Origin of the sequence: Schleiferilactobacillus perolens DSM 12744 (assembly GCF_001435585.1) — a bacterium.
Lineage (GTDB): Bacteria > Bacillota > Bacilli > Lactobacillales > Lactobacillaceae > Schleiferilactobacillus > Schleiferilactobacillus perolens.
Window position 1 is genome coordinate 225,740 of the sequence record NZ_AZEC01000003.1, and the last position, 12,906, is coordinate 238,645.

A 12,906-nucleotide genomic window follows, 5' to 3' on the forward strand; every position below is an offset into this window, starting at 1 on the left:
TCCCGTATACTAAGTTTGTGTGTCACTTTTCAAATAATTTGATTCGAGTGAAGGAGTTTAGAGATTAAATGCGAAGAACTAAAATTGTTTCAACAGTCGGTCCGGCGGCGAATACCACGGACATCATGGTGCAACTGATCAATGCTGGGGCAGATATTTTCCGCTTCAACTTTTCCCACGGCGATCATGAAGAACAACTTGGCCGGGTGAAGAAGGCTAAGGAAGCCATGTCAGTCACTGGCAAACGGGTTGGCCTGATGTTGGACACGAAGGGTGCTGAAATCCGCAGTTCAGATGTCCACGAAGATGGCAAAATTCATTTCGCTGTGGGCGACAAAGTTCGCATCGGTATGGATGCCAGCATTTGGACCAGCAAAGAATTGATCGGGGTCAGTTATCCTGGTTTGTATGATGATGTTCATGTTGGCGGCCACGTATTGTTTGATGACGGTTTGCTGGATATGAAGATCTTGGAAAAAGACGACAGCAAGCGGGAACTGGTGACAGTAGTCGAAAACGCAGGCGACTTAGGCGGTAAAAAGGGTGTCAACGCACCGGGTGTCGCCATTAACTTGCCTGGCCTAACCGACAAAGACCGCGACGATATTACATGGGGTCTGCAACAAGGCTTCAATTATATTTCCGCTAGTTTCGTGCGCAAGCCCAGCGACGTTAAAGATATTCGCGATCTCGTGGATGCCGGCCCCAATCCCCACGTGATGATTATTCCGAAGATCGAATCCCAAGAAGGAATTGACAACGCCGATGCTATTTTGAAAGTAGCCGACGGTTTAATGGTTGCCCGGGGCGATATGGGTGTCGAAATTCCTTTCGAAGAAGTACCCAAAGTTCAGAAGTCTTTAATTCGCAAGGCCAACCTGGCCCACAAACCGGTTATCACCGCTACTCAGATGTTGAACTCGATGCAAGAGAACCCGCGGCCAACGCGTGCTGAAGTGGCTGACGTGGCTAACTCAGTGTATGACGGTACCGACGCCACCATGTTGTCTGGTGAGAGTGCCAATGGTAAGTATCCAGTGGAAGCTGTGACCGCTATGGCCAAAATTGATGAGGCTTCTGACGATGATTTACCACAACACTCAGTCGTCATGGATGTATTCAACGCCAACGACAGTATCACGGACACTTTAGGCTACTCTGTCGTAAGCGCAGCAGAACGCGTTGGTGCCAAAGCCATTGTTGCTGTGACTGCCAACGGCTTCACTGCCCGCAGCATCTCCCGGTTCCGCCCGAACATTCCGTTGATCGCGTTGACTTTCACTCAAGAAGTAGCTGATTCATTGATCCTCACTTGGGGGACTAAGCCCATCGTGATTGACGACACTGAAAATATTAACGAGATCTACGCGATCGCTGAAAAAGTAGCGATGAGCGAAAATATCGTTAAGAAGGGCGACCGCATGGTCATCACCCTCGGCGTACCGTTTGGCCGTTCGCACCATACGAATAATATGTACGTGATGGAGATCGGCGAGGAGTAATTGAGCTAGTCATTATCAGGTAGAAAAACGTGAAGCAGACTGGAATTCGGTTTTGGGGATTCTGGCCTGCTTTTTGGTTGCGGCGGAAAAAATCATTATTTTTGGGTTTGCTGGAAGTAGTGCTAATGTGGAGCAAGCTGAGCCCCAGCCCACCGTAGCTTGCGCAGCATTGGCACGGCTGGGGGGAATCTTTACCATAGCCTCCAGAAACGGGCTCCGCGCCCCAGGCCCCTCGCGCTAAGCCCGTCCTGGTCAAAATCCCCAAGACCGGGGGATTTATGCCCAGGCCGTTCTTAGCGGTCGGGGCCTACCCGGGGCGCTCCGCCCTCTGGCTACAACAAAAAGCACCGCGGATTCCCGCGGTGCTTTTCATAATCAGCGTTGCTGGCGCCATGATATTGACACGGCAAACTTTACTTCTTCAGCAACTTCGTAGCAAGTGCCTTAACGTCATCGTCAGACATGTTCAAAGTGGGTTCCATGTCCTTCTCAGTCTTGTCAGTGCTATGATTGTTCTTTTCCATGTAGTAATCCCACAATGCATCGCGAATCGGCAACGTGCTGTCGCTCCAGTCGAACTCTTCGTTCATCTTTTTGTCCAGCATGCTCGTCATTTCGATGTCTTTAGGATCGCCTGCTGTTCCATCTTCAACTGCTGCCATAATTCATACCTCCATTGTTTTCTTACTTGATACAACTCTATTGTAATGCATTCGGTCGCCGCTGGCACGACAAAACACTTGAAAAGGATCAATTTTCCGAAAACCTTTGATAAATTGCTTGAAAAGAACGCTGCCAAATACTAATCGTTCCCTAAAATGTTATTCAAATCGTCATTGTGCTGGGTAGGGGTGTCACTATTCGAAAAAGCAAATGGGAAGTACTTCTCTTGCTTATTAGCCACGATTAACGCTCGCAATGCGTTTTCGGCAGCGTGGATCGTCGTATTATTGGCATCAGCGTCATATTTCAACTTCTGCAGATACTGTTTAGCTGTATCAATCGTCGTGGTTTGATCGTTATCCGCATTAGTCGCCTTGGTAATTGTTTGCTGTAAGACATCTGCCAAGGGTTGGCGGGCATTTTGAATTGGATCGCTCAGGTTGGTCAAACTGGCCGCGGTGACCGGCTGCTGCCCGGCAATCGTGACATAGGCCGCAGCGGAGACACTTTGGCTGCGAACTTTATTGATTCGATTCAATGCAGAAGTAAGCGCGTCCCGATCGTACTGGGAAACTTGGCGCACAGCGCCGGAAGCGATTTGGGATGGGGACATCACATCATTATAGCTTTGCGGAGCGTGGGCCAGCCCGAGCGCGTGACCCAACTCGTGGATGAAGATGTTGACCACATCTGCGTTATTTGTATTATTTTTTTGCGCGGTTTCGTTAAACAAAATCTTATGGTTATTACTAGCTAGGCCAGAGAAGGAGAGGTACTCACTGCGCACCGGTGCAAAGTACACGTCCGCAATGGTCTGGGTCGTTTGCGGAATGATGATCTGTTTCCCCGCCGCTTTATTCCACCAGGAGACCGCTTGAGCTACCTCGTTTTGATATTGCGGCAACGCTTTGGTATTATAGATTAACTGCCCATTTGCGTTGACCAACCACCAATCTTCCAATGTATCCCAGTTTTTGGGTGCACTGGCGCTGGTGTTTTGTTCTTGAGAGATCATTTGACTGACCCGGTGTACCTGGTCGTAAGTTTGCCACTTGCGAATGCCAAATAGCATCAGGAGCAGTAGGCCAGCAACGATTGCTAACTGAAACAAGAAAGTGAAGAAACGCCAGATATAGCGCATGTTGGCCATCGTCCTTTCGGGTATTTGTCACCAGCTTAACGAGTCTAACCGGCAAATGCAATCAGTGAGCTCAAAACGTGTAGAAACTTACAAATCGCGTTATGATTACGTTAGTGCAAGTGTGAAAGCCCTTTGAGGGTCTATTTTTTTAGGACGCTGTTTTCCAATGTTGGCACGGCCGCTAAAAAACCGGTCCATAAATATGTAATCAAGACTTTAAAGTTAGAAAGTAGGTTCGCTGTGGTAGGAATATTACTCAAATCAGTGCGGCAATACAAGTGGATGTCGATCATCTCCCCCGTATTAGTCGCCATCGAAGTTGTCCTGGAAACATATATTCCCTTCTTAATGGGGAACATTATTGATTACGGCATCACCCCCGGTAATCTGAACTACATCAACACCTGGGGCATGGTGCTGGTTGGTCTCGCCATTGTATCACTGGTTGCTGGCGCTGGCGCCAGCTGGTTTTCCAGTCATGCCGCCGCAGGCTTTGCCCAGAATTTACGACATGACGAATTTGCCCAAGTGCAAAAATTCTCGTTTGCTAACATTGAACATTTTTCCACGGCCAGCGTGGTGACGCGTTTGACCACTGACATCACCAATGTTCAGCAGGCGTATCAAATTTCAATTCGGATCGCCTTCCGGGCGCCATTAATGTTCATCTTTTCCATGATTATGTCCTATCGGGTGAGCCCAGAAATGTCTGGTATCTTCGCCATTGTGGTACCAATTTTGGCCGTCATTCTGTATTTCATTATCCATACAGCCTATCCCATGTTTGCGCGCGTATTCCGGCGATACGATGTCCTTAACCGGGTCGTGAACGAAAACCTGCGCGGCATCCGAGTGATTAAGACATTTGATCGGCAAACGGAAGAAACCAACAAGTTCAAAGATGCGTCCAACGGTATTTATACGATCTTCTCCAAGGCCCAACGGCTGATGGCTTTGAACGCCCCGGTGATGACCTTCATGATCAACACGACCATGCTGCTGGTTTCCTGGGTTGGCGCACAAATGATCGTCGGTAAAACACTGGAAACTGGCCAATTGGTGTCACTCTTTTCCTATACAATGAGTATTCTGTTCAGTTTGATGATGCTTTCCAATATCATCACCATGCTGTCTGTTTCCCAAGCGTCAGCCAACCGAATCGCCGCCGTATTGCGGGAGCAGCCTTCTATTGAGAATCCAGAACATCCGGTGACCACCGTCAAGGACGGCTCAGTGGACTTTGCGAACGTGTCGATGAGTTACATGCATGCCGCTCATCCCAGTTTGAACAATGTGTCCCTGCACATTAAACCCGGTGAGTTCGTCGGGATCATTGGTGCGACGGGTTCTGGTAAATCCACCTTAGTGCAGTTGATTCCGCGACTGTACGATATTACCAAGGGAACTGTCAGTGTCGGCGGTGTCGATGTGCGCCGTTATGATTTACGTACTTTGCGAGATGCTGTGGCAATGGTATTGCAAAATAACACACTGTTTTCCGGTACGATTTACGAAAATTTGCGTTGGGGCGATGCCCATGCAACGGATGCTGAAGTGGAGAAGGCTGGTCAAATGGCTCAGGCTGACTCTTTTGTACAAGACATGCCTAAAAAGTACGATACTTACATCGAACAAGGTGGGGCCAACGTTTCTGGTGGTCAGAAACAACGGTTGACCATTGCCCGGGCACTATTGAAAAAGCCTAAAATTTTAATTTTGGATGACTCCACCAGTGCCGTGGATACGGAAACTGAGGGGAAAATCATGACGGCGTTGCGGACAGAATTGCCTGATATGACGAAAATCATGATCTCCCAGCGGATCACGTCCATTGCGGCTGCCGATCAAATCATTGTGATGGATGATGGCGGGATCAATGCCGTGGGCACCCATCAAGAGTTGCTCAAAACGAATCAGATTTATCAAGAACTGAATTCATCTCAGCAAAAGGATGAACAGGACACAATTAAAGAAGGAGGGGATAGCAATGCGACAGATGCGCAGTAATACGGGACGAGGCCGCCGACCGGAACATACTTGGCAGACTCTAGGCCGCCTGTTGCGATACACTTTCGCTAACTCACGCACCATGTGGGTAGTATCCATTGTCAGTATTATCGTCGCGGCGTTGTCGTCCTCGTTGGGATCAAAGTTTATTCAGACTTTGATTGATAGTTACATCATGCCATTGACCAAGGAGGCCACACCAAACTTTGCCCCGCTGATTCAGGCAATTGCGATCATGGCGGCAATTTATTATACTGGGGCGTTTGCCACCGCCATCTTCTCCCAGATTCAGGTCATTATCGGTCAGCGGGTGCAGAAACAAATTCGGGATGAAATGTTTACCCACATGCAAACATTGCCGATGAGCTATTTTGACCGTAATGATATCGGGGATATCATGAGCCGGTACACCAACGATGTGGATACGTTGATGCAGATGATTAGTCAAAGTATTCCCACATTCATCCAGTCGCTGTTCATGATGACCTTCGTACTGATCATGATGATTTTAATCAGTCCATTATTGACGGTGCTGTCCTTGGCTGTTTTGGGCTTGAGTATCATCTTGGTGCGGGTACTGTTTTCCCGGTCCTCACGCTATTTTACGGCTCAACAAAAAGCCTTAGGGACCGTGAATGGTTATGCCGAAGAAATTCTCAATGGGTTGAAAGTTGTTAAAGTTTTCTCCCACGAAGAAGCGGTGCAAAAGCAATTTAACGAGTACAACCAGTCACTGCGCAATGATTCGGCGAAGGCCAACGCTTACGCCACAATGGTATTCCCAATTATGGGAAATATGTCTAACTTGCTCTATGTGCTGACCGCAGTGTTGGGCGGTACATTGGCGATCAATCATACGATTACGTTGACCTTGGGCGGTTTGGCTGCCTTTCTGCAGCTTAGCCGGGGCTTCACTCAACCGGTGGCTCAGATTTCGCAACAGGTCAATTCCATCATCATGGCATTGGCTGGTGCGGAGCGGATCTTTGGTTTGCTGGATGAGAAGCCAGAAGGCGACGAAGGTACCGTCACTTTGACTAATACCAAGAAGGATGCCGCCGGTAACCTGGTTCCCACCAAGGAGCATACGGAGACATGGTCGTGGCAAGTGCCTGGTGATCCGGTGAAACTCGTGCCGGTGAAAGGCGCAGTTGAGTTCAAGGATGTTAACTTCTCCTATTATCCTGGTGTCCAGATTCTCCATGACATCAATCTAACAGCCAAAGCGGGTGAAAAGGTTGCCTTTGTCGGCGCTACTGGGGCGGGCAAGACGACTATTACCAGCATGATTAATCGGTTCTATGATATTGATTCCGGAACGATTACTTACGACGGTATTGATATCCGCCAGATCAAAAAGACGGATCTGCGGCGCTCTTTGGCCATCGTGTTACAGGAGACGAATCTATTCACGGATACGATTATGGATAATATTCGGATGGGTAATTTGGACGCCACGGATGATCAAGTAATCGCGGCCGCCAAATTAGCGAATGCGGATGAATTTATTCAAGAATTGCCTAAAGGTTATCAAACGGTGATTGAGGGTGATGGTTCAGATCTTTCGCAAGGGCAGCGGCAATTGTTGTCGATTGCCCGAGCGGCCGTCGCTGATCCGCCGGTGATGATCATGGATGAAGCTACTGCAAGTATTGATACCCGAACTGAACGGGCAGTCCAGTCGGGGATGGATAACTTGATGAAAGACCGGACGACGTTTGTCATTGCGCACCGGTTGTCAACGATTTTTAACTCTGATTTGATTATTGTATTGGATCAGGGGCGGATCGTTGAGCAGGGTAATCATGAGCAGCTGATGGCCAATCATGGCGAGTATTATCAGTTGTACACTGGGTCGTTGGTGCTGGAATAGTTGTCTTCGTGTAAACGAAGGGGAGACTAGCACAGGATAGATAAAAAGCTAGCTGCGGGGGTGAGCCAACATCTTCGCGTAAACGGGCAAAGCCGAGCAGAAGCTAGCACATAAGAGCGGCGGGCCATAAAACTTAAGTGCGGGTTTTCTGGCCCGCCGCTCTTATGCGTACGCTTCTACCGCTCGGCTTTGCCCTCTGTTGTTTTTCCCCTCGCAATACCGGTATAATTGAGATAGACTATTTGTGAAGAGTATCTGTATTTAAGTTGATGTTTTTGGAGGTGTCGTTGGTGGAGTATTGTCCAAATTGTGGCTACCCTGTGAGCTCGCAACAGAATTTTTGTCAGAATTGCGGTTATCCGTTAACTGCCAGAGCACGGCAGATGGTCATGGGGGTGGCCCAGCTACAGTTATTACAACCGATTCAAAAAGATGGTCAGCCAGTGCAGCAAGCTGGTGATGAGCCATCTTCATCGGCGCGTGAGCAGGGACAGCGCATCCCGACTAACGGTACCTTGGGACTCGGTGCAGAACCGGCCAATAATAATTTCCAAGCCCAACAACCGATGTTCAATAACCAACCCGTGCAACCTGAATGGCAGGATAATGGTGCGGCTGAGCAGGGTACTGATTTCACCGGAGCCGATGCGGCAGTGCCGCCATTGGCAAGCGGCCCGGCGGATGGTAATGCAGCGGATAATTATGACAACTATGCCGCTAATCCAACTTGGGAGCAGCCTGCGGACGCGTTTGCGAGTCCGACTGAGGTAATTCCGAATGAACAAGATAATGCTGGGCAACCAGCGGCCAATTCCTATGCAGCGCCGGATAATTTAAGTGCGGCACCATCATTTGGGGCATCCCAGTACAATACAGATTACGGCAATGCCTATGCGGCGCCAAATAATTGGGACAATTCGGGTTCTGCCCAACCGCAGGCACCCAATCAGAATTATCAGGAGGCCTACCAGCAACCCGCTCAACCGGGTCCGGATGCAGGCCAAAACATTTATGGCGGACCCCAACAGCCCGCGGCTCAGTATGCGAGTGGCGAAGCCGCGGCAGACAATGTGGGCACACCCGTGGCGGATGCGGCCACTGATGACCAAGCAGGCGCCAATGCAGCGCCAAGCAATTACGACCCAATCAATCAGGATTATGGTCAGACTGCGGATGACCAACAGGAAACCGACGATACGGACACTGACCAAGCAGAAGATACCCAACCAGTGAAAGCCCATATCGGGGTCACAGACATCCTCGGGACAATTTTCTCAGTCATCGTTTTAATCGGTAGTTACGTCCCTGGTTACTTTTCCAATACAGCCAGCGTGATTGATTTCAGTAAGGGCACGGCATTGTTAGATAAATTGCAGTTGTCCGGTTCGCTGGTGATGCAGATCTTGATGCTAATTGTGGCCTCCATCGGTCCGCTCGTGTTCATTATCTTTAGCTTCTGGAAGCGGCCGTCCTCACCGCTCATTCGTTTCATTGCGGGTGTGATCAGTGTGATTGGCTACGCTGCATTGTTTGCCTTGATGTTCTACCAAGGCGCCATTACCACCGTGCAAATCGTTTCCACCGGTTTTGCATTGATCGGCTATATCTCATTAGCCGCCTTGCTTGGTGAATTTATCATTGGACTGGTTGACTTGATGCGCTCGTAAGTACACAAAAAAGTGTCTCTCCAAAATTTGGGAGGGACACTTTTTTTATTGACTGCCAAATAAAAATTTATTGATCTTTTCCAAAACAAACGAGTCATCATGCAGCATGCTGTGTTCGCCCGGCATCCCGCGCACTTCGATTTCATTGAACGACTTCACGATGGGTGCGAGAATATATCGAATGGATTTGGCTGAAATCACAGTGATGTATTTGTCTGTATTGGTGCCATTATCGATATTGCCTAAGACATTGAGTACATGGGCATCTTTGGGAAACTTATCACGATGCAGCAGCATTTCCAGATAAGTCGGATTCATCAACACAGGGCGGCCGGCCCAATTGAAACGGTTGATGTTGGGCAGATCACCCAAGGCCACAACGCCGTCAAAGGGACCGCCGACCAGAACCAACTTATTGAGCTTGGGAAAATCCGGATTATCATAGTTGCGCATTTCGGCAAATACTAGGGCTGTCGCGCCGACCGAATGACCCACCGCATTATATTGGGTGAAACCGTAGCGCTCCTGTAAAATGGGTAATATGCGTTCGATGTAGCGGGAAATGATGCGGGTGCCCACCCAGTTATCCCTAAAAATCACTTGGACGATGGGGTGAGGATCATTGGTCCAATTTCCAGCATACTGAATCTTTCCACCCCGTTCGTAGATGACCTGCAACCAACTGTCCTGTCGCGTGGCCCGGGCAGCGGATTCCACCAATTGTTGAGTGGAATGAGCACCGCCGCGGAAACCATGGACGTAAATTGTGGGAATCTGGTTGGGATTTTTATCTGCTGCGGGTGGGGTATTGGCCAATGCCTCTTCTTCGACTTTACCCGCTGCGACCCGGCGCCGTTGAAATCGGGTTAATAACGGTAATATTCCTAGTCCTGTGATCAGGCCGGCAACTCCCCATGGCCAGTCCGGGCATTTTGCTCCACTCACTGTGCTTCCCTGCTTCCTCACCAAATTTCTGACCATTCCAATATAGCATAATCACGGCTAAAAACGAACAATAAGCACAACCCTACCGGTGGGCTTGATTCCATGGTAAGATAACCAAGGACAATTAAATGAGGAACCATCACAAAGGGGAGCCAATTGGCTGAGAGTGAGCGATCAGACCCTTCGAACCTGTTCGTTAATGCGAGCGTAGGGATTGTGAGTGGTATTGAAAAATACCTTCTTTGTGTTTGGGGAATCGAATACAAGGGAGGTTTTTGTATGTCCAACAAAAGTATCAGTTTAGGCGGTTTAATTGAAGGGGCCATTATGGCGGCGTTAGCGATGGCCTTGAGTTATATTCCCCACGATATTGGTGGCTTAGGGATCCAGATTCAATGGGGTATTTTACCCCTGGTATTGGTCGCTGAACGTCGCGGTTGGAAGATTGGCGTTGTCTCTGGTGTGATTTGGGGTGTCCTGGATGCCATGCTTCGGGGCGGCAGCAATCTTTTGAATCCCGTGCAAATCATCATGGAATATCCCGTGGCCTTCGGGGTTCTGGGCTTGGCCGGGTTAGTCGCCCAGCCATTAGCTCAGGCGTTAAAAAATCGGCAGCTCGCGACGGCCATTGTTTATATTTTTATTGGCGGGTTTATTGGGACGCTGAGTAAGTATTTCTTCCACTTTGTGGCGGGTGTCTTTTACTGGGGCAGCTACGCACCAAAAGGGTGGAACGTGTGGTTGTTCAGTCTATACGTGAACGGCATCAGTGGTGTCTTAGGCTTGGTTTACGCCGCTGTTGTTTTGGCAATTTTGGTCAGTATCGCGCCGCAGTTGTTTAGCGTGAGCGATAATAACCGCCATATTGAAGCAATGTGATATAATCCATGCGCTGATTTGTCTGCACAGTGTTTTTGCACACTCCTCACAACAGTGGCAACCACAGGACTAATTGGCGCAGGAGAGACTGGTCTTCTTTTGGAGATTGGTCTCTTTTTTTGGAGAGAGGGCGGAGCCGCCCGGTTAGAAGCGGCGTCAGAAGGCAGGGCAGGCAGAAAACCCGCACTTAGGTTTTTTGCCTGCCCTGCCTTCTGACATAGCTTCTGGTCGGCTCCGCCCGTTTACGCCGCAGAAACCTAGGAACCGACACCTCCCCGTAAACGGGCTGCGCCGACCAGGAGCTAGTGCACAAGAGCGAAGGCACATAAAACCTAAGACCGGGTTTTCTGGTGTTTCATACCACCGTGGAAACGGGCAAAGTCGAGCAGAAGCTAGCGCATAAGAGCGGCGGGCCATAAAACCTAAGTGCGGGTTTTCTGGCCCGCCGCTCTTATGCGTACGCTTCTACCGCTCGACTTTGCCCTCTGGCCACAAAAAAACACCAACAGTGGGGAGGCTGTTAGTGTTTTCTGGTTGGTAGTTTGACTTGTAAGGGAGGAAAATCATCATGAAGAAAGCTTGGTTGTTTTGCTGCTCCTGTTGGCAGTCAAGATAGAGGACTTACACAAGCTGCCTCTTCCTCTTGACATTTTATATAATATCTGGAAATTGCGAAGAAAGTGTGACGCAATCGCGACGCAATTTTGAAACTGAGGACTTATTGGCCACTTTTAGGCTTTCTTAACTTTTCGCGTATCTGGCAAAGTGAACGTGATTAAAGCGCCAATAATACCAATGACGGCAAAGATGGCGAATGTCCACTGGAAGCCGGCAATTTGGCTGCCGATATTCCCCAATGCGGCGTTTTTCCGAGTGAATAAGGTCAGGAGTGCAGTGGCTACGGCCACGCCTGCAGAGCCAAATAATTGACGGGCAGTGGTGGTGACTGCGGTGGCGTGGGCCACGAGGTCTTCGGGCAAATCATTGGCCCCCATGGTCACACTGGGCATCATGACAAAGGCATTGCCGCTTTCGATGAAGGCAGCCATGAGAATAGATAAGACCAAATAGCGTTGGCTGGCGGCCCAGATCATGGCCACCATACCGATCACGATAAGGGACTGACCGATCAGGATGACCCATTTACCGCCAATCTTGTCCAGCAGACGACCGCTGATCGGATTGAGCAGAGCCAACACAACGGCTGCCGGCACCATGGCCAGACCGGATACCAGGGCAGAGGTTCCAAGTACATCCTGATAATACAAGGGCATCAGGATCGTGGTGACAATTAATGCGATGTACGAAATACCGGTCAGGAAAACTGATTTGGTATAAATACCACTGGTGAAGACGCGCAGATTCAGCAATGGTTTAGAGCGGTGCAATTGCCGCCACACGAACCAGACGACCGCGGCGATACTGGCGACAAGCAGGCCAGCCAGTAAGCCCCATTGAGGGTGAGCCGAAACACTTTCGGTCAGAACATACAAAACGCCAATAAAACCTAATCCTAATACCACGGAAAGGCCGTCAATGGCACTGGGATATTGACCAACGACATCGGTAATCGCCCAAGGGGTAAGCGCCAGCACGACAGCCATGACGATCAGGAATAAGACAAAAAGACCGCGCCAGCTGGTGAAGTTTAAGACGACCCCGGAGACAATGGGCCCGACCGCCAGCGCGCTGCCCATGATCAACCCGGCCAGCCCCATGACGCTGCCGCGATGTTGCACGGGTGTGATAATGAGTAAAACACTTTGATAGGCTGGAAAAATAATACCTACCGCGATGGCCTCTAGCATTCGGCCGACGACGAGCAGCCAGAATGTGGGTGCCACGACACACAGAATTGTCCCTGCACTAAAGGTTAAGACAACGCCCACGAATAATTTCTTAAAGGGGACATTATGCAGCAGCCATGGGCTTGTGGGGATGAGTAAACACATGACTAACATGAAGCCAGTGGTAAGCCACTGGACCATGCTGGCTGGGATGGCGAATTCCCGCATGAGTGTGGGATAAGCAGTTGATAATGACGATTGACTAATGGACATGCCAAATGTACCCAGTAATAATGTGCCAATAAAGGCAGTACGTTGGCGCGTATCCGTGAGTCGAACATCGTGTGTTTCCATGAAAATCACCTCTATTCCAATGTATGCCTTCCTAATAATGATTACAATCTAGACAGACCATTTGGAATCGTGTTCATGTCGAAAAAAT

At 49.4% G+C, this 12,906-nt stretch carries 8 protein-coding genes, 1 pseudogene and 1 riboswitch; of the genes and pseudogenes, 5 read left to right on the forward strand and 4 right to left on the reverse strand.

The window, feature by feature from the left end; genetic code table 11:
• Positions 1-68: 68 nt before the first annotated feature.
• Positions 69-1,499, forward strand: a pseudogene (pyk, locus tag FD09_RS04765) (pyruvate kinase); the annotation flags it as partial.
• 416 nt (positions 1,500-1,915) lie between these two features.
• Here pyk and FD09_RS04770 read toward each other — a convergent pair.
• A complete protein-coding gene (locus FD09_RS04770) occupies positions 1,916-2,164 on the reverse strand; it encodes a P8 family protein (protein ID WP_057818867.1) in 249 nt (82 codons plus the stop codon).
• Between the two features lie 140 nt (positions 2,165-2,304).
• Positions 2,305-3,306: a matrixin family metalloprotease gene (locus tag FD09_RS04775; protein ID WP_057818869.1), complete on the reverse strand. Its 1,002-nt coding sequence runs from the start codon at positions 3,304-3,306 to the stop codon at positions 2,305-2,307.
• Positions 3,307-3,546: 240 nt separating this feature from the next.
• On the opposite strand from FD09_RS04775, the gene FD09_RS04780 reads away from it, so the two are divergent.
• The 3 genes from FD09_RS04780 (at position 3,547) to FD09_RS04790 (ending at position 8,853) form a co-directional block, all read left to right on the forward strand.
• Positions 3,547-5,313, forward strand: coding sequence for an ABC transporter ATP-binding protein (locus FD09_RS04780; protein WP_057818871.1), 1,767 nt, complete (start codon positions 3,547-3,549; stop codon positions 5,311-5,313).
• Positions 5,303-7,186 carry an ABC transporter ATP-binding protein gene (locus FD09_RS04785; protein WP_415650093.1) on the forward strand — a complete coding sequence of 628 codons (1,884 nt, stop codon included), beginning with the start codon at positions 5,303-5,305 and terminating at the stop codon, positions 7,184-7,186. Before FD09_RS04780 ends, FD09_RS04785 begins: the two co-directional genes overlap by 11 nt.
• A 269-nt stretch (positions 7,187-7,455) precedes the next feature.
• Positions 7,456-8,853 (forward strand): zinc ribbon domain-containing protein, encoded by a 1,398-nt coding sequence (locus FD09_RS04790; protein ID WP_083487540.1) that lies wholly within the window; start codon positions 7,456-7,458, stop codon positions 8,851-8,853.
• Between the two features lie 45 nt (positions 8,854-8,898).
• Here the strand turns inward: FD09_RS04790 and FD09_RS04795 are convergent, their stop codons facing one another.
• A complete protein-coding gene (locus FD09_RS04795) occupies positions 8,899-9,798 on the reverse strand; it encodes an alpha/beta hydrolase (RefSeq protein WP_057818878.1) in 900 nt (299 codons plus the stop codon).
• A gap of 135 nt (positions 9,799-9,933) precedes the next feature.
• Positions 9,934-10,029: riboswitch (TPP riboswitch) on the forward strand.
• 48 nt (positions 10,030-10,077) lie between these two features.
• Between FD09_RS04795 and thiT the strand changes: the two genes are divergently transcribed.
• Positions 10,078-10,677, forward strand: a complete 600-nt coding sequence (gene thiT / locus FD09_RS04800; protein ID WP_057818880.1) for an energy-coupled thiamine transporter ThiT — start codon at positions 10,078-10,080, stop codon at positions 10,675-10,677.
• A gap of 731 nt (positions 10,678-11,408) precedes the next feature.
• On the opposite strand, the gene FD09_RS04805 is transcribed toward thiT, so the two are convergent.
• Entirely contained in the window at positions 11,409-12,818 is a 1,410-nt protein-coding gene (locus FD09_RS04805; RefSeq protein ID WP_057818882.1) for an MFS transporter, read from the reverse strand.
• Positions 12,819-12,906: the final 88 nt, after the last annotated feature.

Coding starts and splice junctions, on each gene's coding strand:
- FD09_RS04770 (WP_057818867.1), bottom strand. CDS start 2,164: ATGGCAGCAGTTGAAGATGGAACAGCAGGCGATCCTAAAGACATCGAA.
- thiT (WP_057818880.1), top strand. CDS start 10,078: ATGTCCAACAAAAGTATCAGTTTAGGCGGTTTAATTGAAGGGGCCATT.
- FD09_RS04775 (WP_057818869.1), bottom strand. CDS start 3,306: ATGCGCTATATCTGGCGTTTCTTCACTTTCTTGTTTCAGTTAGCAATC.
- FD09_RS04790 (WP_083487540.1), top strand. CDS start 7,456: ATGTTTTTGGAGGTGTCGTTGGTGGAGTATTGTCCAAATTGTGGCTAC.
- FD09_RS04805 (WP_057818882.1), bottom strand. CDS start 12,818: ATGGAAACACACGATGTTCGACTCACGGATACGCGCCAACGTACTGCC.
- FD09_RS04785 (WP_415650093.1), top strand. CDS start 5,303: ATGCGCAGTAATACGGGACGAGGCCGCCGACCGGAACATACTTGGCAG.